This is a genomic window from Erythrobacter epiphyticus (assembly GCF_034653295.1).
GTDB lineage: Bacteria > Pseudomonadota > Alphaproteobacteria > Sphingomonadales > Sphingomonadaceae > Erythrobacter.
The window spans coordinates 756899-778157 of the sequence record NZ_JAYEEU010000007.1; the positions used below are offsets into that span (position 1 = coordinate 756899).

Here is a 21259-nt window from a genome sequence, read left to right on the forward strand (position 1 = left end):
TGGAAGATTATGTCTTCCCGAGCCGGACCGATCACGAACGGCACGCCGTCTGTCTGGCTTTGCCAAAAGCCTAAGCGCTCCCTCTTCTCTTTGCCGTTCCTTGCCTTCTGCTCATGGCTGGAGCGGGCCGCGCACGTTTGTCACAGCCAATCTTGGTGCTTTGACGGATAAGGGAGATGCGGTTTAACCTGCGTTGCGGCAGATCGATTTGCTTCAAGGTCGACCAGCGATTGGACGCCGATCTACCGGCTCTGGGGGGAGTGGATATGCGAACGCTACACCTGAACGCGACACAAGTTCGCCGATTTCGACTGGTATTGGCAGGCGCCAGCCTTTCTGCGCTCTGTGCGGCCATCGCACAAGCGCTCCCTTTGTCGAATCTAGAGGGTCAGGGCGTCGATCACATCTTCGGCAGCTATGCGCCGGGCGGAGACTGCTCGGAGGAGCCGCGCGTCGTGATTGACCAGAATGGCATGCAGTTTCACGCCAAGGGTCGCGCGGTGAAACCGCAAAGGGTGGAGTATGCGCTCACCTATATGGGCCCGAGCTACGAAGGCATCACAGCGGTCTTTTTCCCCTTCCCGGTCAGCAACAATGACTTTGGGCGGGTGATCATGTTTGTGAACGATGACGAGAAGCCCGGCGTCATCCGCTTTGATGCCGATCTTCCGCCGGGCGGACGCCCCGATCCGTTCCATGCCGCTTTCACCAACGGTGGCCTTTTCACTCTTTGCAAGGGCACCGCCCCTGCCGGCACGCCCCCGCCACCTCCGCGGCCAGAGGCGGCAGTCGCGGTTGAAGGCATTCCGGCAGAATGGAACAATCTCGCCGGTCTCGTCGGGAAATACCCGGGAGAATATTCGAAGGATAACATAGACATCTTCGACAAGGGCGCAGTTGCGGCCGCTCTGAAGACGCTGCTTGGGCCGAAAATGGCTGTATTGCAGAGAAATCTCTCAGCTGTCTCGCCCCTCCAGCGCGCAGGACGCTATTACTATCTTTCCGGCAACGCACCGCATCAGGGAGGCGTCGAGCAAGCCTATCTCATGATTGACCCAACCCGCCGAGACGTGCAGGTCGGCCTTTGGGAGCGAGGCAAGCTGACAGTCTACTCTCCAGCTAGCGGGGCTCGACTGCCCGTGTCCCCGGATATCAAGAAGATGTTGGACAATAGCCCGCCGGAAACGGCGGTTCCCTTGCCTGGAACCCCGTGGGAAGTCGTGCCCGTGCAAGGCCGCGCTCCCATTGCTTATGTCAGCGCTGCCGCGTCGCCGAACATCGAGGCACTCAGCCTTTATTGCGAAGGTGGCAAGCCATTCATGGTGATGCTCCTCAACAAGCCTGCTTCGGTAAATACGATGACCATGACCTGGAATTTCTCCGGGCGCCTCGTCAATATTCCCGTCCAGCGCGCCAATGCAGACGGCACGCAATGGATCGGCAGCGTGTCGGGCTCCGAGCTCGTTCCACTCCTGATGCAACAACGTGGGACCGTGATGCTGCGCATCAACGGCCGTTTGGAAGGCGAAGCGTCACTCGATAATTCTGCTGCCACGCTACGAAGCACTTTGCGGGGTTGCGCAAGGATTTGATTATGCACGCTGCCGTAATTGTTGCACCTCGGGCGCATAGATCGGCAGCCCCCCCCCCCCAATCTTTGGTGGCGAGGCTCATGCACAATCCCGAAATCCGCATGGTGGCTTTGGGCAAATCTGACGTTTGGCGGCACGGCTGTGAATCACCTCATCAGGGTCGGCAGCAAGCGCTGAAGCTTCGCAACATGCTGGGCCGCTTGTCGGCCCCAAGCGACGGGCCCGCAGGCTCGGCCTTCAGCCCATCCTTGCAGGCTGCGGTGACGGCTGATCGCTGGGCATTATCTTCGGTCACCGGGATCACCTTGTTTTGCCTCCGCCTTGTCGTCGCGCGCGCTTGCCTGAACCGCGCCTAAACGCTGCGCTCATATTCCGGTAAGGTGAAGCGTGCAAATTCATCGACGAACCGAATTTGCACGCAATCAAGGAGCCCCGCATGAGCGCTTACACCTTCCGATCCTCGCGCCCCGATCGCTGGGTCAGCCCGCGTCCCTATAGCGATGCCTCGCTGCGCGCGCAGACCTATGGCCGGGTGCAGCCGATGGAAGCCCCCGGCCTTGCCGAAAGGCTGCTGGCCTGCCTCACCGGGCGCTGATCGGCGCCGATCACAAGTCTCCGGGTTCGTCGCGCGTATCGGCGGCGTGATCGGGCCCGGCCTTGCGGTCGCCCCGCGCCAGCGCAAAGACCACGCCCGATAGCACCGCGAGCGCGAGCAGGTTGGGCAAAGCCATGGCCGCATTGGAGATATCGCCAAGCCGCCACACCAGTTCCGAAGGCTGGGTCGCGCCCACGTAGATCGCCACGCACCACACCACGCGCCAAGCCACATGCAAGACCTTTTCGCCGCGTGCGGTCGCGCCGGGGATACGATCATAGATGAAGGTGATCGCCCGTTCCCCGTAATAGCTCCACGTCAGCAGCGTGGTGAAGACAAACAGGATCAGCGCGATCGAGGCAACCAGCGTGCCAAGCGGAATGCCGGCGATCAGCGTCGGGAAAGCCGCGGCAAAGGCCCCTGACGTGGTCACGAAGCCGGCCGCGCCCGTGGTGCCGAGATCGGATTGCCAGACATGCTCGACCGGCATGCCCTGATAGGTGAAGTCGCCCTTCACCGTCAGCAGCACCAGCGCCGTCATGGTGCAGATCACGATGGTATCGATGAAGGTGCCCATCATCGCCATGCGGCCCTGCATTTCCGGGTCGTCAGTCTGCGCGACGGCGTGCGCCATCGCGGTTGAGCCCTGGCCGGCCTCGTTCGAGAACAGCCCGCGCGCGACGCCGGCGCGGATCGCAAGGATCAGCGCCGCGCCAAGGAACCCGCCGCTCGCGCTTTGATAGTTGAAGGCTCCGGCGAAGATCCGGCCGAAGGTTTCGGGCAATTCGCTGGCATTGAGCACCAGCGCTGTCAGCGCCATCGCGACATAGGCAAAGGCCATGAACGGCACGACCTTCTCCGCGATATTGCCGATCGACTTGATCCCGCCGATGATCACCACAAACACCGCGACGGCGACCACCAGTCCGCCAACCCAGCGTTCCCAGCCGAACAATTCCTTGAGCCCGCTTGCCACTTCATTGGCCTGGATCGAATTGCCGGTAACCAGCGCGGAAAACAGCGTGCCGACGCAGAACACCACTGCAAGCCAGGTCCATTTCGGCCCGAGGCCAAGCCTGATGTAAGTCATCGGACCGCCGCGATAGGCCCCGTCCGGGGTGCGTTCGCGATAGCGGATCGACAGGGCCCCTTCGGCAAAGGCCAGCGCCATGCCGAACAGCGCGGTGATCCACATCCAGAACACGGCGCCCGGCCCGCCCAGCGCTATCGCGGTGGCGACACCCGCCAGATTGCCGGTGCCGACTTGCCCGGAAAGCGCGGTCGAGAGGGCGGCAAAGGGCGAAATCTCGCCTTCGCCTTGCCCCTTGCGGCCGGCAAACAGCCCCTTGAATGCGCTGCCCAGCTTGACGATGGGATAGAATTTCAGGCCCACCATGATCCACAGGCCCATGCCCAGCAGGGTCAGAGTCATCGGTGGGAAGGCAAGCACCTCGACGCCATCCCAGGTGCCCGCCCAGATGAAGTCCGAAACATTGCTGACCGGAGCAACCAGCCTTTCCCCAAGGCTTGCGCCGCCGTTTGCTGCCATGTGCCGTGATCCCCGTTTTGCTGCGTCGCGCGCGTCAGACCCTTGGCCTAGTGCGCCCCCGGCCCCTTGCCTAGCCTGCGCCCGCGCGTTTTGCGCGGCTCTCTTGCTTTTGCGGCGGTCGCGGCGTAAGAGCGCAATCGTCTTTTCCGACATCGCTGAACTGAAGAGCCCCTCCGGCAAGCTTGTGCCGGGCGGCGCGGCCTCTTACCTTCGAGCGATGCGGAACGCGCAGGCAGGTTTGATAAAGGAACTGAAGGTCCCATGACCGAAGAGAAAAAGCGCAAAACGAGCGTTGCGGAATTCGTCAATCAGGTGCGCGCCGAAACCGCCAAGGTGGTGTGGCCGACCCGTGAGGAAACCGTGCGCACGGCGATTTTCGTGTTCATCTTCATGGTGATCCTGTCGCTGTTCTTCCTCGGCGTCGACAGTGCCTTTGGCGCGGTGGTGCGCGCCGCGATCGGCCTGCTGCAGTAAGGCCTTCTTCTTTCACGCATTTGCACGACCATCATTTCGCAAGGATCACGCCTCATGGCTCGCTGGTATATCATTCACGCCTATTCGGGTTTCGAGAACAAGGTGCGCGACGCGATCGTCGCCGAAGCCGAACGGCTGGGCCTGTCCGACGGGGTCGAGGAAGTGCAGGTGCCGACCGAAACCGTGATCGAAGTGAAGCGCGGCAAGAAGGTGCAGGTCGAACGCAAGTTCATGCCCGGCTATGTGCTCGCCAAGCTCAACATGACGGATGATATCTACCACCTCGTCAAGAACACCCCGAAGGTGACAGGCTTCCTCGGTTCGGGCAACAAGCCGCAACCGATCTCCGAAAAGGAAGCCGCGCGCTATTTCGGCGGGGTCGAGCAGGCCAAGGCGGCGCCCAAGCGCGAAGTCCACATCGATTACGAGATCGGCGATTCGGTCAAGGTCAATGCCGGCCCGTTCGCGAGCTTCACCGGGGTCGTCGAAGAGCTCGATTTCGACAAGTCGAAGGTCAAGGTGTCGGTCTCGATCTTCGGGCGCGCCACGCCGGTGGAACTGGGCTTCGACGAGGTCGAACTGGTCAAGTGAGGGGGCTGGAGCGCGGGCCCGCCTCCGCGGGCGCGTCCCCGGCGCTGTTCCTTCGCTTCGCTCCGGGCGCCTGCGGGCGGGCGGTCGCCCTTGCGGCCCCTGCGGGGCCGGTGCACCGCCAAACGCCATCCTTTGCTTTGGGCCGGTGAAAACCCGCCTCGGCATCTGTCGGCGCAAGCGCCGCTTTGCCAGCCGTGAGGCGGCGGATGCGGCCGCCTTGCTCTCCCCGCTGTCGCTGCGCACCTACAAGTGCGCTCTGTGCCACCACTTCCACCTCACCAGCCGCACCAAAGGCCTGCGCCGCCCACGGCCTGCGGAATAGGCATGCGCTGCGCGGCGTAACAGCGCTGCGTCCGCTTTCCGGGTTGCGAGCGCTTGGCGGGAATGACCGCAGGTGGGTGGAATCACGGCGCAGCAAGGCCCGTGAGGGTATCGTCAACGAGCCAGTCATAAAAGGCTCTCACCTCGCGCCGCCGATCAGCTCCAGCCGCAGTGACGACATAGTAGGACCAGTTGATGGGCCATTCTTGACCGGGCCAAACCTGCTGCAGTTGCCGCGTAGCAAGGAGGTTCGCCACGAGCGCCCTGCGAACCAGCGCGATGCCATGGCCCGTAACGGCAGCCTGAATTGCTGCGGAAGCCGAGTTGATCTTCATAATTGACGCCGGGCTCTGCTGCTTCATGCCGAACCGGCCGCACCAATCGCGCCAAGAAGGAAAGTCGCCGCCCGGATGAGGCGAGGCATCGTCGATAAGCTGTTGCCGGGCGAACCAGCCGGCATCCGGATCACCGTCGGTCAGCAGGTTCGGACTTGTCACAGCGACAATCACCTCGTCCATAAGCTTTGTCGCCTTGAGGCCACGCCAGCCGCCTGGTCCGCACCGGACCCCGATATCTGCCTCGCCGCGCGCAATATCCAGCGTGCGATCCGATACGTCCAAGCGGATGTCGATGTCGGGATGAAGGTCGGAAAAGCGCTGCAGGCGATAAATCAGCCAATTCGCTGCCAGAGCATGCGAGGTCGTCACCAGAACGGTTGAACGCGTCCCGGGGCTTTTGAGCCGCGCCATGCCGTTCTCGAGAGCGTCCAGTCCTGCGGAGATATCCTCCAGCGCTGCAGTTGCCTCCTCTGTAAGGCTGAGGCGCTCCTTCCCCGAGCGCGAGCGCCGAAACAGCGGTCGGCCGCTCCAGTCCTCAAGCGAACGAACGAGTTGTCCGACAGCCGTGGGGGTAATTCCGAGTTCTTCCGCTGCCCGGATGAAGCTGCGATGCCGCGCGGCTGCCTCAAAAGCCTGAAGCGACCTTAGTCGGGACAAGGATCTCAAGCACTTCCCTCGCGTCACAACGAAGTTTTTCTTCGCCGACAATAGCTTAGTTCGATCTCGCGAAACTGCAAGGATTGCGTCAGCACTGCGCTCAACAGGGAGGATGAACGATGCTTCTGATGAACAAGACTGCGCTGATCACCGGCGGATCGAGCGGCATCGGCCTGGCGACGGCAGAGCTTTTCGCCGCCCACGGCGCGCGGGTGGCTATCACAGGCCGTGACCGCGAAAAGGTCGAGCGGGAAGGCCGGAAGCTGGGAGGCGAACACCTCGCGTTGGCGGCCGATGTTCGCTCGCTTCCAGACCTCGGCACGGTGCGAGGAGCAGTCGAAGACGCATTTGGCGGCCTCGACATTCTGTTTGCCAATGCGGGCGTGGCCTTCGGAACTCCGATCGCCGACACCGGCCAAGAGCGGTTTGACGAGCTGATGGACATCAACGTGAAGGGCGTGTTCTTCACGATCCAGACGATGTTGCCGCTCATGAGCGAAGGCTCGGTCATTATCCTCAACACCTCCTGGCTCAACCAGGTCGGAACCCCGGGGACTGCGGCATTGTCGGCGTCCAAAGCAGCGGTTCGCTCCTTCGCGCGCACTCTTTCGGCCGAGCTTTTGCCACGCGGCATTCGCGTCAACGCGGTCTCGCCTGGCGCCATCGACACACCGATACGCTCCCGTGGCGGTGCTTCTGCCGACGAGCTTCGTGAAACGAATGCGCAACTGGCGCAGCACATCCCCATCCGGCGAATGGGGCGACCCGAGGAGATCGCCAATGCGGCGCTGTTCCTCGCAAGCGATCTGGCGAGCTATGTCGTGGGAGCGGAGCTCGTGGTCGACGGCGGCTTCGCGGAAATCTGAACCGCGACCATGGGAACAGGATGCGATGTCATATGAGCCGGCGTAGGCCCGCTTCGGGGGTCCTCGGCGAATTGCAGCTTTCTCCTGCAATAATTTCAAAGCTGCCATTCGTTCCCACGGGCGAGCACGAAATTTCCTACTGGCGGGCTTCGTGGCATAGGCATCCCGGGATTGCAGTCAAAAGACCCCTTTTGCCCTGCTTCCCTGACCGTCCGCTTGCGAAATGCAGCGACAGACTATTGAAAATAGTGATGAAAATGATGGCAATTCAAACGGACAGGGTGTCTGCTTTGTCCGCATGCCAGCTCGCCGCGCGCCGCGGGTCTTGAGATTGGTCGTGCCGACCGCGAGCCCATGGGCGTTCATGCCCATCAGGGTCTGACACCCGGCGCAGGTCACGGTCCACGTTTCCGGGCCATCATCGGGCAGGCGATGGAGCGCGATCACATAGTCGACGTCCGGCCCGTTGAGGTCCCAGGTCTGGCCCTGCAAGGCTGTGCCCGACGCCGTGATGGCAGGTGGCAGCAGCGTAGCGGTGCAGCCTTCATCTTACACTACCAGCGGATCGCCGGGCAAGATGATGACATCGCGCACGTCAGTCATGTTGGCTGCGGTGAAGAGCACCACGGGATCGATCCCGGCTCCCTCGGCGATGCCGCAATGCTCGGCATGGCCCGCCGGATCGAAGGCGCGCGCTGCTTCGAGACAGGCTGCGCCCGCTGCAAACAGGGGGTCAGTGCCAGTGTGCCCGCGCTCATGCAGGTAGGTTTCCACCGCAGCGATCCGGTCAGCCACGAAGGCGCCGATGAGGACGCGGAAATGCCGGCCATAATGGCGGCCCATCGCCTCCGGCGTGCCGCGCACGGTCAATTGCGGCAGGTCGAGCATCGGCAGGGTCGATTGCGGCTTGGTCACAGGAACTGCGCTGCCAGATCAAACCCCGGATCGCCGGGCAGCAACAGCGAAGTTTCGGACCTGGGCATGGCACCCTTGGGCCCCGATAGCCGATAGTCCTTCACCGATTGCGTCATCATCGCCAGCGTGTCGCGCAGCATCGCCTCGTCCACCCCGCGGGTGATGAACACCATACGGGTGCGGCGATCCTCGGACGGCCAGGCATCGAGCATCACCGGGGGGTGGAAGATCTGCTGGACGCCGTGCAGCACCATCGGCTTGTCGAGATCGGCGATGTTGACGATCCCCTTGATCCGCAGCACGTTCGGCCCCTTGAGCATCATCAGGGTATGAAGCCAGAAATCGAACGCCTCGGCGTCGAGCGGTTCGTCGAAGGTGAGGCACATGGCATGGATCCGCTCATCATGGCGGTTGATGTCGTGGTGATGCCCGTGATCCTGGTGATCATGGTGATCATGGTGATCATGGTGATCATGGTGATCATGGTGATCGTGCCCTTGCGCATAGGCCTCGGCGTTGAGCCAGCGCTGCACATCGTGAGACTTGGTCTCTGGGTTCCACAGCCCGACATCCAGCAGCTGCGCAGGCTCCACCACGCCGCCCAGCGTGCAGATGATCGGCGCGGCGGGATTGAGCGCGTGCAGCCGGGCCTCAATCGCCGCGATCTCCTCGGCGCTGGCGAGATCGGTCTTGGTCAGCAGCAGCCGGTCGGCCACGGCTGCCTGTTTGCGCGATTCCTCCTGGGCATCGAGCGTCGCCATTCCGTTGACGGCATCGACCGCTGTCACCACCCCATCGATGCGATAGAGCGTCACCAGCCGCTCGTCAGTCATAAGCGTGTGGAGGATCGGCGCGGGATCAGCGAGGCCCGTGGTCTCGATCACCACCCGGTCAAACCAGCACACCCCGCCCCGGGCAAAGCGCCAAGGCGCATCGCGCAACGTGCGCACCAGATCGCCCCTGATCGTGCAGCACAGGCACCCGCTCGACATTTCGACGACCACATCCTCTTGGCTCACGCTCATGAGATCATGATCGATCCCGACCGCGCCGAATTCGTTGATGATCACCAGCGTCTTTGCCAGCGCCGGATCGCGCACGAGGTGGTTGAGGATCGTGGTCTTGCCCGCGCCGAGAAAGCCGGTGAGCAAAGTGACGGGAATTTGTGACTGGTTTGCGAACAGAGCGCTCATGCGGGAGCCTTTCGGGCGATGACCGGCGCGGCTGGCCAGGGCGGGAAGCGGGGATGATCGGGGCTGAGACAATCTTGCGGAAATGATGTTATACCATAACATTCTTGCGCGACGAACCAAGCCCTGATCAGCCGGAATTTCAGGCCGTTCCGCGTTCGTCGGGCATGATCGACAGACGGGCCTCGACATGGCGAGCAAAGGCCTCGACCGCGCCGGTCATCCGAGCCGCCGTGAGCAGGCATATCGCGGCCTCGGGCACGGCCGGCCAACCCGCGTCCGCCACCGCCAGATCGGGCGGCAGACGGCGCTCCGGCAAGACGCTCCACCCCAGCCCTGCGCGCACCGCCGCAATCTGTCCGGTCTCGCTGGGCGAGGCATAGACGACATCGGGCAGATGTCCCGCCTGCGCCAGCGCCTCGAGCGCCCTTGCACGATAGACGCAAGGAGCAGGCGCCAGCACCAGCGGCACGGTCTGGCCTTGCGGGAAGCCCCGCGACCGGGGCGGGCCGGCCCAGCACAGCGCCTCGTGCCGCAGCATCCGCGCGCCTGCCATGATCCGTGCGGGGTCCTGCTTGATCAGAATGAGATCGAAGGCCCCTTCCTCGAACTGCTGGGTCAGATGCAACGTCAGGTCGCAGCGCACATGCAGCCGCACGCGGGGGTGCGCGGCGGCGAAATCGGCGAGGATCGCGGGCAAGTCGGCACTGGCGATGTCCTCCGGGCAGCCGAGGCGGACGTCGCCTGCGACATCCTCCTCCTCCCGAAAGCGCGCCGCGAGCGCCGCGGCGGCATCGACCACCGCCTGTGCATGGGGAACCAGTCGCTCGCCCGCAGGGGTCAGCATCACCTGCCGCGTGGTGCGCTCGAACAGGGTCGCGCCGAGCATCGTCTCAAGCCGCCGCACCTGCGCCGAGATCGCCGACTGGCTGCGATGGACGCGGGCGGCAGTGCGGGTGAAGCTGCCGGTTTCAACCAGATCGAGAAAGGTCTCAAGTAGCGGCACATCAAGCGGGAGCATGGTCGGCAAGGTGGTGCGGAGAGCCGCGCAGGTCAAGGCAATTAAGCAACTTCATTGATTAATCGCTGCAGTTTTTTGCGTTTCTCCAACGAAATCACCCGCGTCTATAGGCAAAGCCGCTCGGGGTCGCATCCGGGCATCGTTTCAACCCAGCCTGTTCGCCTACCCCCGGTTACCGCACACCGCGCCGCCTGACGGGCCCTCGCCCGTCAGCATGCACGCCTGCGCGCCGGGGCATGTCCTGGCACCCTGATACAAAGGATGAGCATGATGACCTCTCTTGCCCGCACCCGCCCGCTGGTCGCCGCGCTGGCTCTGCCAATGATCGCCTTGGCGAGCCCCTCGGTGGCCAAGCCCGCCAAGTCAGCCCCGCCTGTCACCGCCGCGCCCGCGCAGCCCTGCATCACCGAACGCGAAGTGGTCGAGGCGCAGAAGGCCTGGGGCGAAGGCATCATCGCCATCGGCAAGGTCTATCGCGAAGGCGGAGACTACACCGCCGCGGCGGCCGCGCACATCAACCGCTTCTACGGCTATGACCTCAGTCTGGTGCTGTTCAAGCCGACGCTCGCCTCAGTGGACCAGTTCCGCACCTCGTTCGATTCGGCCCTGTCATATTTCGTCGGCGGCAACCCCTCCTTCCCCGAGGACAAAGGCTTCGCGATCAAGCCATGGACCAAGGTGCGATGGAAGAACTACGGGATCGTCAACAACAGCTGCAACATGGCCGTCGCCATGGGCAACTACTGGTTCACCCCGGCCGATGGCGGCGCGGATACGAAGGTCGAATACAGCTTCGCCTATGTGCGCGGGGAACAGGGTGACCTCAAGATCGTCGTTCACCATTCGTCGGTGCCGTTCAACCCGAACTGAGCCGCGCGGCCAATCAACCATGGGGGCAAGTCCATGATCTTATCTTCCTCTGTCGGGGGGCGGCGCCATGGCCATTGACGCCCTGTTCCAGCCGGTCGTGCTGTTCTTCCTGCTCGGCGCGCTGGCGGCCTTTGCCCGGTCCGACCTTGCCGTGCCCGAGGCGGTGGCCAAGACTATCGCGCTCTATCTGATGATGTCGATCGGCCTGCGGGGCGGGGGTGAGGTGGCGCATAGCGGCCTCACCAGCGCCATGCTGATCGCCGGCGGCTGTGGGCTGGCCCTGTCCTTCCTGCTGCCGCTGCCGGCCTTCTGGGCCTTGCAGAAGCTGGGCCGGCTCGACCGCACCAATGCCGCCGCGGTCGCCGCGCATTACGGATCGGTCAGCGTCGTCACCTTTGCCGCCGGTTCCGAAGTGCTGCGTGCGGTCGGCATGGCCCCGGCCGGTTTCATGGTCGCAGTGCTGGCCCTGATGGAGACCCCGGCGGTGCTGACCGGGCTGCTGCTCGCCAAGCGCGGACAGGCTGAGGGCGATGCCCTCGCCGCGCGCGGGGGGCTGTGGCACGAGACCTTCTTCAACGGGTCGGTGGTGCTGCTGGTCGGCAGCTTCATCATCGGCGTGATCGCGGGCGAGAAGGGCTTTGCCCCCATCGCCCCGGTGTTCGACACGCTGTTCAAGGGGATGCTGTGCCTGTTCCTGCTCGACATGGGGCTGGTCGCGGCGCGGCGGCTGATGGACCGGCGCGCGCTGACCTTGCGCACCGCGGCGCTCGGCATCGCGCTGCCGGTCACCAACGGCACGCTTGGCGCGGCGCTGGGGGTGTTTGCAGGCCTTGATGCGGGATCGGCGGCGGCGCTCGCCATTCTGGCGGGCAGCGCGAGCTATATCGCGGTGCCGGCGGTGATGCGCCTCGCCTTGCCAGAGGCCAATCCGGGGCTTTATCTGGGCATGAGCCTGGCCGTCACCTTCCCCTTCAACCTGACCCTTGGCATCCCCTACTACGCATGGGTTGCCAGCCACTTGCACGGGATGATCTGAGATGACCGAGACCATCATCCGCCGCCGCATCGAAGTGCTGGCGGACGAGCCGCTGATCCCCGCGATCGAACGCATCGCGGCGAGCGCGGGGATCGAGCACTACACCTTGCTGCCGACGCTGGGCGGCATGGGCCATTCGGGCCGCTGGCGCGACGACCAGATCTCCGGGGCGACAGCCAAGGTGATGTTCATGGCGGTCACCTCGGAAGAGGGCGCCGACAAGCTGACCGATCTGCTCAGCCCGTTGCTGGCCACGCATCATCTGATCCTTCTGGTCAGCAATGTGGAAGTGATCCGCCCGCAGCGCTTTGATTGAGCGGGAGGGTTACAGCAACCCCGGCAGAGCGTCTCTCAAACGGGCGCGCTTCCGGGGTCTGGCGACAGCATCGCCCTGCCATCAACCGATGGCCAACACAAGCAGCGGCGGCTCAGCCGGTTTGCGTCGCCGCCGCATAACGCGCCGAGACCTTGCCCCAATCGACCGCCTGCCACCAGCCATCGAGATAGTCAGCCCGGCGATTCTGCCACTTGAGATAATAGGCGTGTTCCCACACGTCATTGCCCAAAATCGGTACACCCTTGAGCTCGGCCACATCCATCAGCGGATTGTCCTGATTGGGGGTCGAGGTGATCGCGAGCTTCCCGTCCTTGCCGACGATCAGCCATACCCAGCCCGATCCGAACCGCGCCGTGCCTGCCGCTTTGAAGGCCGTCTTGAACTTGTCCATCCCCCCGAACTGCGCGTCGATCGCAGCAGCGAGATGGGGCGAGATCGCGCGCGTCTGCCCGACCGGCGCCATGGTTTGCCAGAAGAAGGTGTGGTTCCAGTGCCCGCCGGCATTGTTGCGGATCGCAGCCGACAGCGTGCCCGCGCGCGCGACCAGCTGTTCGAGCGGCACTCCTGCCAGCGACGGATCGGCTGCTACCGCCTTGTTCAGGTTGTCGACATAGGCCTGATGATGCTTGCCATAGTGGATGCGCATCGTCTCGGCATCGACCACCGGTTCGAGCGCTTCGGGCGCATAGGGCAGCGGGGCGAGCGTGAAGGCGGCTAAGGCCGGGGCAGCGGTCTGCGCCTGCACGGCAGGCACCTCAGACAGTGGAGCCATCGCCGCTGCAAGCGCTGCACAGGTCAGTAGTACGGATCGGAAGTGGGTCATCGGTTCGTTCCTTCCTTTGGCACATCACTTCAGCCCGCGGTTCTTGAGCAACGCATCGGCATTGGGCAGGCGGCCCCGGAAGGCGACATAGCTTTCGGCCGGATCACGGGTGTTCCCGCGCGCCAACACTTCTTGCCGCAGCTTTGCCGCCAGTGCCGGATCGAACAGGTTCCCGCTCTCCTTGAAGGCCTCGAACCCGTCTGCGTCCATCGCCTCGGCCCAGCTATAGGCATAGTATCCCGCCGAATAGCCGCCATCGAAGATATGGCTGAAATGAGCGAGGCGGTGACGCATCCCCACCGCCGCCGGCACACCAATCGCGGCAAGGCGCTGCTTCTCCCACGCGATCGCATCGAAGCCTTCGGGCACCGCCGTCATCCGGTGCAGTTCCATGTCGAGGATCGCCGAGGAAATCTGCTGCACCGTGAGGAAGCCCTGATTGAAGGTGCGCGATTCGAGCAGGGCGGCCAGCATCGGTTCGGGGATCGGCTCGCCCGCGGCATTCTTCGCGTGGGCACGCAGGATTGCAGGCTCGTTGATCCAATGCTCGTGGATCTGCGAGGGCAGTTCGACAAAGTCGCGCGTGACGGAGGTGCCCGACAGGCTGGGGTAGCGCACCTGGCTGAACAGCCCGTGGAGCGCATGGCCGAATTCGTGGAACAGCGTGGTGGCATCATCAAGGCTGATCTCGGCCCGCTCGCCGGGCGCTGGCGGAGTGAAGTTGCAATTGTTCACCACAACCGCCTTGTAGCCCAGGAGTTCGCTCTGTTCGCGCAAGGAGTTCATCCACGCGCCGGGTCGCTTGGTGGGGCGCGCGAACCAGTCGGCAAAGAACAGGCCGACCACGGTGCCATCGGCCTCGCGGATCTCCCACGCCTTCACCCCTTCGGCATAGGCGGGAAGATCGGGGCGGGGTACGAACTGGATGCCATAGAGCCGCCCGGTGGTCTCCATCAGCGCGGCCACCATTCCGTCGAGCGGGAAATATTGCTTCAGCTCGGCCTCATCGAGATTGTAGCGCCGGGCGCGTTCCTTCTCGGCATAGTAGCGCCAATCCCACGCTTCGAGCGTGGTAACGCCGTCGGCCGCTGCCAGCTTTTCGAGCGCGGCCTGCTCTTCCCTCGCGCGTTCGAGCGCGGGGCGGTAGATCTGCATCAGCAAGTCCATCGCTGCATCCGGGGTCTTGGCCATGCTGTCTTCGAGCACGAAATCGGCATGGGTCCTGGCGCCCATCAGCCCGGCACGCTCGATCCTGAGTTCCAGCATCCGGCGGATAATCGCAGCGGTGTTGTTGTCATTGGCATTGGCGCCGCGATTGTCGAAGGCCTTGAACACCTTCTCGCGCGCGGCGCGGTTGGTGGCGGTGGTGAGGAAGGGCTCGACCGCCGAGCGGGTGGCGGTGATGAGATAGCCCTGCTGGCCCTCGGCCTCGGCGGCCTTGGCGGCGGCGCCCTTGGCGCTGGCGGGGATGCCGACCATTTCGGCTTCGGTCAGGATCACGCTGCTCGCCTTCTGGTCGGCCAGCAGCTTCTGCCCGAAGGCGACGCCCAGCTTCGACAGCTCGGCATTGATCTCCGCCACCCGCGCGCGCTGCTCCGGCCCGAGCGCCGCGCCCGCGCGCACAAAGCGGCGGTGGGTTTCTTCGAGCAGGCGGGTCTGTTCAGGTGTAAGGCCGAGGCTGGCGCGCTGGCGATAGACCGCATCGACCCGCGCAAACAGCGCCGGATCGAGCATCATGGCGTTGCTGAAATCGGTCAGCATCGCCGAGATCGGTTCCTCGGCGGCCTGAATTGCCGGGCTGGCATCGGCGCTGGCGACATTGAAGAAGGCCGCCGCAATCGCCTGATAGCGCAGGCCTGCCCGCTCCAGCGCCTCGATCGTGTTGGCAAAGGTCGGGGCGCTGCGTACGCGGGTGATCGCCGCGATCTCGGTGCGCGCCTCAGCCAGCGCCTCGGTCAGGGCGGGCTCGTAATCGGCCGGCTGGATTGTGCCATAGGGCGGAACCCCTTGCGGATCGGTGATCCAGTTGCCCAATAGGGGGTTGGCACGCACAGGGACGCTGGCGGTGGTCTGGGCAAGCGCGGTCATAGTGGGCACAGCTAGCGCGAGGGTGCTGGCCGCGGCAAGGATCAGGTGGCGCATGAGGACATTTCCTTGGATGGATGCGTGAGTGGAAGTGGGTGAGCTCGCAGGGCCCTATAGCCGCCAGCGCAGCGAAAGTCGCAGGTCGCGGCCCGCCATCGGGGCGAAATCCTTGAGTAGGCTGGCATGGCGGCGGGCTTCGACGTCGAACAGGTTGGTCGCCTGAAGCGACAGGTTGAGACCGGGGAAGCGCTCGGCCAGAGGCTGCCAGTCGAGGCTGAGATTGACCAGCGTGAAGGCATCGGTCGGGGTCTCCAGCGCGGCGATGCGGCGCTGGGCGAAGACATGCTCGACCTCGGCCCGTGCGGTGAGAGTGCTGGTGGCGGCGGCGATATCGGCAAGGATGCGCGCAGGCGGGATGCGCGGCGCGGGGCCCTCGCCGGTGATATTGACGCGCACCAGATCGGCGACCAGCGAGGTGCTGATGTCGAACGGCCCGGCAGTGCCAAGCTCCGCGCCAGCGTCCAGTTCCAGCCCCCACAGCCGCGCCTGATCGCTGACGAAGCGGAATTCGGGCAGGCCTTCGTTGAGGTTGCCGGTTTCGATTTGGTAGATGAAGTTGGAAAAGCGCGTGGCATAGGCGCTCAACTCCAGCCGCCAGCCATCGCCCTTGCCGCGCAGCCCGATCTCGCCCCCGGTGCCGCGTTCGATCGCCAGCGTCGGGTCACCGATTTCGAAGGCCTGGGTGCCGACATGGGGGCCATTGGCGAGCAGTTCTTCCGCCGCGGGAGGGCGCGCGGTGGTCGAGAGTGTGCCGACCAGCCGCCAATCCTCGGCCACCCGCCACACCGCGCCGAGCGAGCCGGAGATCTTGCCGAAACTGCGGTCGAAATCGCGGGTGGGCGAGGTGATCCGGCGATGATCGTAGCGCAGCCCGGCCTCGATCCGCAGCGGCCCGGCTTCGAGCTCCTGCACCGCAAACAGGCCGAATTCCTCGGTGAGGTTGGGCGGCACGAAGGCCTCCTCGCCGATTGCCGAGAAATCGCGGCGCACGAATTGCCCGCCGATTGCGCCGCTCCAATTGCCCTGCCGTGCCTGCACCGCCTCCAGCCGCACCTCGAGGCCCTTGTTGGCAAAGCGGGTGCCGACATCGCCGGGGTCCGCGCCGCCTTCGACATGGGAATAATCGGCATAGCCACCGCGCAGGTTGAGCCGCTCGAAGAAGCCGCCGCCCAATCCGATGCTGCCGCGCAGATCGAACCGCGTCTGGCGCGCATCGAGGAATACCTCCTCGGGCGGCCCGCCGCCCGTGAGATCAAAGCGCGGGGGCACGGCATATTCGGTTTCGAGATGGCTGATCGCCGCGCCGAGCGTGTCTTCGCCCGAAATCCACGCGATCCCGGCCGTGGCGATCTGCTGGCTGGCATCACCGTTGGGGATGCGCCCGCGCCGCTGCGCCAGTGCGCGCACCGCCGGATCGGGGCTGGCCGCCGCGCGGGTGCGCAGAGTGGGCGAGAGGATGAAGCCGCCGGTTCTGAGGTCGCCGGTGTCGAGCCAGTTGCCGCCCACCCTCAGCGCGATTTCTGGCGTAAGGCGCGCGGTGATCCCGGCGGCAAGGTTGCGCTCTTTGGCTGCTGTCGCGGCCCCCGCGACAATGTCTGCCGCAACCGGCGCATTCGGAACGCTGGTCGGCACCCGGCCATCAAGCACGTTGACCACGCCCCCGATTGCCGAAGGGCCGAAGCGCAGTGCGGCAGGCCCGCGCACCACCTCGATCCGCTCGGCGTTCAGCGGGTCGATCGCCACGGCATGATCGGCCGAGGTGTTGGAGACATCGAACGCCCCGATCCCGTCGGTCAGCACCCGCACCCGTTCCCCCGTCAACCCGCGCAGCACCGGGCGCGAGGCATTGGGGCCGAAGGTCGCGGCCGAGACGCCGGGGACGCGGGTAATGGTATCGCCGATCTGCGGGCGGGCGCTGCGCAGCAGATCGGCACCCTGAAGAATCGTCACCGGCGATGCGACGTCGATCCGCTCGCGCGCGATGGTGGAGGAAACGACAATCTCGCTCACACCCTCGTCGCTACCCGGCCGCGGTTGTTCGACTTCAGCCTCAGCTCCGGCCTCAGCCTCAGGCGCGGTCCCTGCCAGCGCAGGCACGCCGCCCAGCACTGTCCCGGCGAGCCACAGAGCACCCAGCCTCGTCATCCTGCGCGACGCCATCGGATCAGGCCGGCATGGCAAGCAGTTGCAGGAATTCGGCGCGCGTCACCGGATTGTCGCGGAATTCGCCCAGCATCCGGCTGGTCGTCATCTGCACCCCCGGCTTCTTGATCCCGCGCGTTGTCATGCACTGATGCGCGGCCTGGATCACCACCGCGACCCCGCGCGGCTGGAGCGCGTCGTTGATCGCGTCGGCAATCTGACCGGTCAGCGTCTCCTGGATCTGGAGCCGCTTGGCATAGGCCTCCACCACGCGGGCCAGTTTGGAAATACCGACCACCCGCCCGGCGGGCAAATAGGCGACATGCACCTTGCCGATGATCGGCACCATGTGATGTTCGCAATGCGATTCGAGCCGGATGTCGCGCAGCATGACGATTTCGTCGTAGTCGTTGGTTTCCTCGAAGGTGGTCTCCAGCATCAGCCGGGGATCTTCGTCATAGCCGCCGAAGAATTCCTCGTAGGAGCGCACCACCCGGTCAGGCGTACCGATCAGGCCTTCGCGGTCCGGATCATCGCCTGCCCATTCGATCAGGCAGCGCACCGCCGCTTCGGCCTCGGCACGGGTGCGCCGACGGGCGCGGGAAAGAGTTTCGGGAGCGTTCATGCGAGGGTGGCCTTCAGGAGAAGTTGATACAAATCGGCTAGACGTGATGTTATAAAATAACATAGAAGAAAAGCGCTGTTCGTCGGTTTGTTCCCGCCATCGGTCGATGGAGGCGCCCGGACAGCCGACCGGGATGTTCGACCAACCATGCAAGATCTGGTGTTTCACAACACGCTCGGCGGTCAGCGCCAGAGCTTCGTTCCCGCCGATCCGGGGCACGTGACGATCTATGTCTGCGGGCCGACGGTCTATGATTATGCCCACCTCGGCAACGCCCGGCCCGCGGTGGTGTTCGACGTGCTGGTGCGGCTGCTGCGGCGGCGGTTCGGCCGCGTCACCTATGCCCGCAACATCACCGACATCGACGACAAGATCAACGCGCGCGCTGCCCAGAGCGGGGTGCCGATCGCCGCGATCACCTCTCGCTTTGCCGATGCTTATGTCGAGGACATGGCTGCGATCGGCTGCGCTGCGCCCGATCTCACCCCGCGTGTCACCGATCACGTGCCCGCAATCATCGACCTCGTCACCCGCCTGATCGCGCGTGGGCACGCCTATGCGGCGGAGGGCCATGTGCTGTTCCATGTGCCCTCATTTGCCGATTATGGCCGACTGTCGGGCCGCTCGCTGGAGGACATGATCGCGGGCGCGCGGGTCGAAGTTGCCCCGTTCAAGCGCCATCCGGCCGATTTCGTGCTGTGGAAGCCCTCCACCCCGGACCTACCCGGATGGGACAGCCCCTGGGGGCACGGACGGCCCGGCTGGCATATTGAGTGTTCGGCGATGATCGAGGCGCATCTTGGCCAGACCATCGATATCCATGGCGGCGGCGCGGACCTCATCTTCCCGCACCACGAAAACGAGATCGCGCAAGGCACCGCCGCGCATGACGGGGCATGCTATGCCGGGCTGTGGATGCACAACGGGATGGTGACGGTCGAGGGCCAGAAGATGGCCAAGTCGGCGGGCAATATGCTGACCGTTCGCGCCGCATTGGAACGCTACCCGGCCGAGGCCTTGCGGCTGGTACTGTTGTCGGCCCACTACCGCCAGCCGGTCGACTGGTCGCAGAGCGCGGCCGAACGCGCGGTGGCGACGCTCGACCGGCTCTACGGCCTGCTAGGCGATGCCGGGGATGGCGCGATCGAAGCCGATCCCGCCGATCTTGCCGCAATCGAAGCGGCGCTGGCGGATGATCTCGCCTTCCCCCGCGCGCTGGCCGCGCTGGCGCAGCTGGCGACGGGCATCCGGCAAGCGCCCGATCCGCTCCGGCAGCGGCAATTGCAGGCGGCCCTGCGGGCCGCCGGCAGCATGCTCGGGCTGCTCAACAAGCCCGAAGAATGGCGCGAGCAACGCGCCCGCATGGCCGCAGCCGCGCCGCGCGATCCCGCCGACCACGCCCGGATCGAGGCCGCGATCGCCGCGCGCAACGCTGCCCGCGCGCGCCGCGACTGGGCGGCCGCCGATGCGATCCGCGCCGAGCTCGCTGCGCTTGGCGTGACCCTCACCGATCAGTCTCACACCACCACATGGACCCGCCAATGACCCCTGAGACCCTGCATTTCGCCGCGCGTGAGAGCGTCGAGATGATCGAGCTGGGTGATCAGCTCGCCCCGCGCTTCGATGCGGCCGGACTGATCCCGGTGATCACCTGCGAGGCGGAGACGGGCGCGGTGCTGATGCTCGGCCACATGAGCCCCGAGGCGCTGCGCCTCACGCTGACGACGGGCGAGGTGCATTATTTCTCGCGCACCCGGCGGGCGCTGTGGCGCAAGGGCGAACATAGCGGCTTTGTGCATCGGCTGGTCGAACTCAGGGTCGATGACGATCAGGACTGCCTGCTCGCCCGCGTCGCGCTGGAGGGGCCGGGATCGTGCCATGTCGGCTTCTATTCGTGCTTCTACCGCGCGGTTGACCGCGATGCGCTCGCCGCCGATGCCATCGTGCCGCTGCGCCGGATCGAAGACGAGGCTGCCTTCGATGCCGAAACGGTCTATGCGGGCATGCCCAATCCGACTCTCATCTGACACCGGGAACCCAAGGCCGTGGCGCTGCTGACTTACCTGACCACCAATCATTTCGATTTCGGCGCGATTGCCAAGCTTGCCCCCGAGGCGGCACGGCTCGGCATTACGCGCCCGCTGATCGCCACCGACGCAGGCGTGCGCGCGGCGGGGCTGCTGGGCAAGGTGCTCGACGCGCTGGGCCCGGTGGAGGCGGTGACAATCTATGACGAGACCCCGGGCAACCCGACCGAGCGGGCAGTGCTGGCAGCGCTGGCGCTCTATGAGAGCGAGGGGTGCAACGGCGTGATCTGCCTCGGCGGCGGATCGCCGATGGATCTCGGCAAGGCCGTCGCGCTGCTGGCGCGCTGCGGCGGGCCGCTGGCGCAATATGATCCGCTTGGCGGCGGGCGCGGCAAGGCCACCGACATCGCCCCGCTGATCGCCATTCCCACCACCTCGGGCACGGGCAGCGAGGTCTCGCTCGGGTTTGTGATCATCATGGAGGATGGCCGCAAGCTGACCTTCGCCAGCCCGCTGTTCATCCCCAAGGTGGCGATCTGCGATCCTGACCTGACGCTCGGCCTGCCTGCGACGCTGACCGCGGCGACCGGGATGGACGCGATCACCCACTGCATCGAGGCTTTCCTCACCCCCAACGTCAACCCGCCGGCCGAAGGCGTGGCGCTCGATGGGCTGCGGCGGGGCTGGCGCCATATCGAGCGGGCGGTGGCCGACGGCGCTGACCGGGAGGCGCGCTGGGAGATGATGATGGCGTCAACCGAGGGCGCCTATGCCTTCGTCAAGGGGCTGGGCGCGGTCCATGCGATGAGCCACGCGGCCGGGCGGATCGAGGCGCTGCGGCTCCATCACGGCACGCTCAATGCGCTGTTCCTGCCCGCCGTGCTGCGCTTCAACGCGGATGCCTGCGGCGAGAAATATGCCCGCCTGCGCGAAGCGATGGGCCTCGCCCCGGCGCGGATCTGGCCGATGCCGTGGCGGCGATGAACCAGCGGATCGGGATGCCTTCGGGCCTTGCGGCGCTCGGCGTTACCAATAACCATGTGCCGGGCATTGTCGAATATGCTCAGAAGGATCTGGCGGCGCTGTCCAACCCGGTGCGCGCCGGGGCCGATGATTATGCGGCGATGGTGGCCGCCACGATGTAG

At 65.1% G+C, this 21259-nt stretch carries 24 protein-coding genes; 14 read left to right on the forward strand and 10 right to left on the reverse strand.

The features are described from left to right. Nucleotides 1-176: 176 nt before the first annotated feature. The 3 genes from SOQ14_RS09145 (at nucleotide 177) to SOQ14_RS09155 (ending at nucleotide 2187) form a co-directional block, all read left to right on the forward strand. On the forward strand, nucleotides 177-1592 hold the full coding sequence (locus tag SOQ14_RS09145) for an Ivy family c-type lysozyme inhibitor (RefSeq protein WP_322897763.1): 1416 nt from the start codon (nucleotides 177-179) through the stop codon (nucleotides 1590-1592). Between the two features lie 80 nt (nucleotides 1593-1672). After that, complete coding sequence (locus SOQ14_RS09150) at nucleotides 1673-1948, forward strand: hypothetical protein (protein WP_322897764.1); 276 nt, start codon at nucleotides 1673-1675, stop codon at nucleotides 1946-1948. Between the two features lie 80 nt (nucleotides 1949-2028). After that, the gene (locus SOQ14_RS09155) at nucleotides 2029-2187 is read left to right on the forward strand and encodes a hypothetical protein (protein ID WP_322897766.1); all 159 of its coding nucleotides are present in this window, start codon (nucleotides 2029-2031) and stop codon (nucleotides 2185-2187) included. Nucleotides 2188-2197: 10 nt separating this feature from the next. Here SOQ14_RS09155 and SOQ14_RS09160 read toward each other — a convergent pair whose 3' ends face one another. After that, nucleotides 2198-3736, reverse strand: coding sequence for an alanine/glycine:cation symporter family protein (locus SOQ14_RS09160; RefSeq protein WP_322897767.1), 1539 nt, complete (start codon nucleotides 3734-3736; stop codon nucleotides 2198-2200). Nucleotides 3737-3997: 261 nt separating this feature from the next. On the opposite strand from SOQ14_RS09160, the gene secE reads away from it, so the two are divergent. From secE to SOQ14_RS09175, 3 genes are all read left to right on the forward strand, one after another. Next, nucleotides 3998-4210, forward strand: a complete 213-nt coding sequence (gene secE, locus SOQ14_RS09165) for a preprotein translocase subunit SecE (protein ID WP_322897768.1) — start codon at nucleotides 3998-4000, stop codon at nucleotides 4208-4210. 54 nt (nucleotides 4211-4264) lie between these two features. Continuing rightward, nucleotides 4265-4801 carry a transcription termination/antitermination protein NusG gene (nusG, locus tag SOQ14_RS09170; RefSeq protein ID WP_322897769.1) on the forward strand — a complete coding sequence of 179 codons (537 nt, stop codon included), beginning with the start codon at nucleotides 4265-4267 and terminating at the stop codon, nucleotides 4799-4801. 145 nt (nucleotides 4802-4946) lie between these two features. Continuing rightward, on the forward strand, nucleotides 4947-5123 hold the full coding sequence (locus SOQ14_RS09175) for a hypothetical protein (protein WP_322897770.1): 177 nt from the start codon (nucleotides 4947-4949) through the stop codon (nucleotides 5121-5123). A gap of 82 nt (nucleotides 5124-5205) precedes the next feature. On the opposite strand, the gene SOQ14_RS09180 is transcribed toward SOQ14_RS09175, so the two are convergent. After that, nucleotides 5206-6117, reverse strand: coding sequence for a LysR substrate-binding domain-containing protein (locus SOQ14_RS09180; RefSeq protein WP_322897771.1), 912 nt, complete (start codon nucleotides 6115-6117; stop codon nucleotides 5206-5208). 128 nt (nucleotides 6118-6245) lie between these two features. On the opposite strand from SOQ14_RS09180, the gene SOQ14_RS09185 reads away from it, so the two are divergent. After that, nucleotides 6246-6983, forward strand: a complete 738-nt coding sequence (locus SOQ14_RS09185) for an SDR family oxidoreductase (RefSeq protein ID WP_322897772.1) — start codon at nucleotides 6246-6248, stop codon at nucleotides 6981-6983. 177 nt (nucleotides 6984-7160) lie between these two features. Here SOQ14_RS09185 and SOQ14_RS09190 read toward each other — a convergent pair whose 3' ends face one another. The 4 genes from SOQ14_RS09190 to SOQ14_RS09205 form a co-directional block, all read right to left on the reverse strand. Continuing rightward, entirely contained in the window at nucleotides 7161-7475 is a 315-nt protein-coding gene (locus SOQ14_RS09190) for a C45 family peptidase (protein ID WP_322897773.1), read from the reverse strand. A gap of 57 nt (nucleotides 7476-7532) precedes the next feature. Beyond that, nucleotides 7533-7898, reverse strand: coding sequence for a C45 family peptidase (locus SOQ14_RS09195; protein ID WP_322897774.1), 366 nt, complete (start codon nucleotides 7896-7898; stop codon nucleotides 7533-7535). Further along, nucleotides 7895-9091, reverse strand: coding sequence for a CobW family GTP-binding protein (locus SOQ14_RS09200; RefSeq protein WP_322897775.1), 1197 nt, complete (start codon nucleotides 9089-9091; stop codon nucleotides 7895-7897). Before SOQ14_RS09200 ends, SOQ14_RS09195 begins: the two co-directional genes overlap by 4 nt. A gap of 139 nt (nucleotides 9092-9230) precedes the next feature. Continuing rightward, nucleotides 9231-10109, reverse strand: coding sequence for a LysR family transcriptional regulator (locus SOQ14_RS09205; protein WP_322897776.1), 879 nt, complete (start codon nucleotides 10107-10109; stop codon nucleotides 9231-9233). Nucleotides 10110-10379: 270 nt separating this feature from the next. Between SOQ14_RS09205 and SOQ14_RS09210 the strand changes: the two genes are divergently transcribed. The 3 genes from SOQ14_RS09210 to SOQ14_RS09220 all read left to right on the forward strand — a co-directional run bounded on the left by SOQ14_RS09210 (nucleotide 10380) and on the right by SOQ14_RS09220 (nucleotide 12331). Beyond that, nucleotides 10380-10979 carry a metal-independent carbonic anhydrase family protein gene (locus SOQ14_RS09210; protein WP_322897777.1) on the forward strand — a complete coding sequence of 200 codons (600 nt, stop codon included), beginning with the start codon at nucleotides 10380-10382 and terminating at the stop codon, nucleotides 10977-10979. Nucleotides 10980-11046: 67 nt separating this feature from the next. Continuing rightward, nucleotides 11047-12015 (forward strand): sodium-dependent bicarbonate transport family permease, encoded by a 969-nt coding sequence (locus SOQ14_RS09215; RefSeq protein WP_322897778.1) that lies wholly within the window; start codon nucleotides 11047-11049, stop codon nucleotides 12013-12015. A 1-nt stretch (nucleotide 12016) separates the two neighbouring features. Next, the gene (locus tag SOQ14_RS09220; protein ID WP_322897779.1) at nucleotides 12017-12331 is read left to right on the forward strand and encodes a P-II family nitrogen regulator; all 315 of its coding nucleotides are present in this window, start codon (nucleotides 12017-12019) and stop codon (nucleotides 12329-12331) included. A gap of 112 nt (nucleotides 12332-12443) precedes the next feature. Here the strand turns inward: SOQ14_RS09220 and SOQ14_RS09225 are convergent, their stop codons facing one another. The 4 genes from SOQ14_RS09225 to folE all read right to left on the reverse strand — a co-directional run bounded on the left by SOQ14_RS09225 (nucleotide 12444) and on the right by folE (nucleotide 18087). Further along, complete coding sequence (locus SOQ14_RS09225) at nucleotides 12444-13124, reverse strand: superoxide dismutase (RefSeq protein ID WP_322897780.1); 681 nt, start codon at nucleotides 13122-13124, stop codon at nucleotides 12444-12446. Nucleotides 13125-13199: 75 nt separating this feature from the next. Beyond that, nucleotides 13200-15317, reverse strand: a complete 2118-nt coding sequence (locus tag SOQ14_RS09230) for a M3 family metallopeptidase (RefSeq protein WP_322897781.1) — start codon at nucleotides 15315-15317, stop codon at nucleotides 13200-13202. 54 nt (nucleotides 15318-15371) lie between these two features. Beyond that, nucleotides 15372-17465, reverse strand: a complete 2094-nt coding sequence (locus tag SOQ14_RS09235; protein WP_322897782.1) for a TonB-dependent receptor — start codon at nucleotides 17463-17465, stop codon at nucleotides 15372-15374. 19 nt (nucleotides 17466-17484) lie between these two features. Further along, nucleotides 17485-18087, reverse strand: a complete 603-nt coding sequence (gene folE / locus SOQ14_RS09240) for a GTP cyclohydrolase I FolE (protein ID WP_322897783.1) — start codon at nucleotides 18085-18087, stop codon at nucleotides 17485-17487. Nucleotides 18088-18234: 147 nt separating this feature from the next. Here folE and cysS point away from each other — a divergent pair, with 147 nt between their 5' ends. The 4 genes from cysS to SOQ14_RS09260 are packed head-to-tail and all read left to right on the forward strand — an operon-like array spanning nucleotide 18235 to nucleotide 21259. Further along, nucleotides 18235-19632 (forward strand): cysteine--tRNA ligase, encoded by a 1398-nt coding sequence (cysS, locus tag SOQ14_RS09245; RefSeq protein ID WP_322897784.1) that lies wholly within the window; start codon nucleotides 18235-18237, stop codon nucleotides 19630-19632. Continuing rightward, nucleotides 19629-20114: a phosphoribosyl-AMP cyclohydrolase gene (hisI, locus tag SOQ14_RS09250; RefSeq protein ID WP_322897785.1), complete on the forward strand. Its 486-nt coding sequence runs from the start codon at nucleotides 19629-19631 to the stop codon at nucleotides 20112-20114. Before cysS ends, hisI begins: the two co-directional genes overlap by 4 nt. Nucleotides 20115-20132: 18 nt before the next feature. Beyond that, nucleotides 20133-21098, forward strand: a complete 966-nt coding sequence (locus SOQ14_RS09255; protein ID WP_322897786.1) for an iron-containing alcohol dehydrogenase — start codon at nucleotides 20133-20135, stop codon at nucleotides 21096-21098. Next, the gene (locus tag SOQ14_RS09260) at nucleotides 21095-21259 is read left to right on the forward strand and encodes a hypothetical protein (protein WP_322897787.1); all 165 of its coding nucleotides are present in this window, start codon (nucleotides 21095-21097) and stop codon (nucleotides 21257-21259) included. The genes SOQ14_RS09255 and SOQ14_RS09260 overlap by 4 nt, the downstream gene beginning before the upstream one ends.

Coding starts and splice junctions, on each gene's coding strand:
- SOQ14_RS09225 (WP_322897780.1), bottom strand. CDS start 13,124: ATGGCTCCACTGTCTGAGGTGCCTGCCGTGCAGGCGCAGACCGCTGCC.
- secE (WP_322897768.1), top strand. CDS start 3,998: ATGACCGAAGAGAAAAAGCGCAAAACGAGCGTTGCGGAATTCGTCAAT.
- SOQ14_RS09150 (WP_322897764.1), top strand. CDS start 1,673: ATGCACAATCCCGAAATCCGCATGGTGGCTTTGGGCAAATCTGACGTT.
- SOQ14_RS09235 (WP_322897782.1), bottom strand. CDS start 17,465: ATGACGAGGCTGGGTGCTCTGTGGCTCGCCGGGACAGTGCTGGGCGGC.
- SOQ14_RS09200 (WP_322897775.1), bottom strand. CDS start 9,091: ATGAGCGCTCTGTTCGCAAACCAGTCACAAATTCCCGTCACTTTGCTC.
- SOQ14_RS09220 (WP_322897779.1), top strand. CDS start 12,017: ATGACCGAGACCATCATCCGCCGCCGCATCGAAGTGCTGGCGGACGAG.
- SOQ14_RS09160 (WP_322897767.1), bottom strand. CDS start 3,736: ATGGCAGCAAACGGCGGCGCAAGCCTTGGGGAAAGGCTGGTTGCTCCG.
- SOQ14_RS09205 (WP_322897776.1), bottom strand. CDS start 10,109: ATGCTCCCGCTTGATGTGCCGCTACTTGAGACCTTTCTCGATCTGGTT.
- SOQ14_RS09230 (WP_322897781.1), bottom strand. CDS start 15,317: ATGCGCCACCTGATCCTTGCCGCGGCCAGCACCCTCGCGCTAGCTGTG.
- SOQ14_RS09155 (WP_322897766.1), top strand. CDS start 2,029: ATGAGCGCTTACACCTTCCGATCCTCGCGCCCCGATCGCTGGGTCAGC.
- cysS (WP_322897784.1), top strand. CDS start 18,235: ATGCAAGATCTGGTGTTTCACAACACGCTCGGCGGTCAGCGCCAGAGC.
- folE (WP_322897783.1), bottom strand. CDS start 18,087: ATGAACGCTCCCGAAACTCTTTCCCGCGCCCGTCGGCGCACCCGTGCC.
- SOQ14_RS09210 (WP_322897777.1), top strand. CDS start 10,380: ATGACCTCTCTTGCCCGCACCCGCCCGCTGGTCGCCGCGCTGGCTCTG.
- SOQ14_RS09260 (WP_322897787.1), top strand. CDS start 21,095: ATGAACCAGCGGATCGGGATGCCTTCGGGCCTTGCGGCGCTCGGCGTT.
- SOQ14_RS09185 (WP_322897772.1), top strand. CDS start 6,246: ATGAACAAGACTGCGCTGATCACCGGCGGATCGAGCGGCATCGGCCTG.
- nusG (WP_322897769.1), top strand. CDS start 4,265: ATGGCTCGCTGGTATATCATTCACGCCTATTCGGGTTTCGAGAACAAG.
- SOQ14_RS09215 (WP_322897778.1), top strand. CDS start 11,047: ATGGCCATTGACGCCCTGTTCCAGCCGGTCGTGCTGTTCTTCCTGCTC.
- hisI (WP_322897785.1), top strand. CDS start 19,629: ATGACCCCTGAGACCCTGCATTTCGCCGCGCGTGAGAGCGTCGAGATG.
- SOQ14_RS09145 (WP_322897763.1), top strand. CDS start 177: ATGCGGTTTAACCTGCGTTGCGGCAGATCGATTTGCTTCAAGGTCGAC.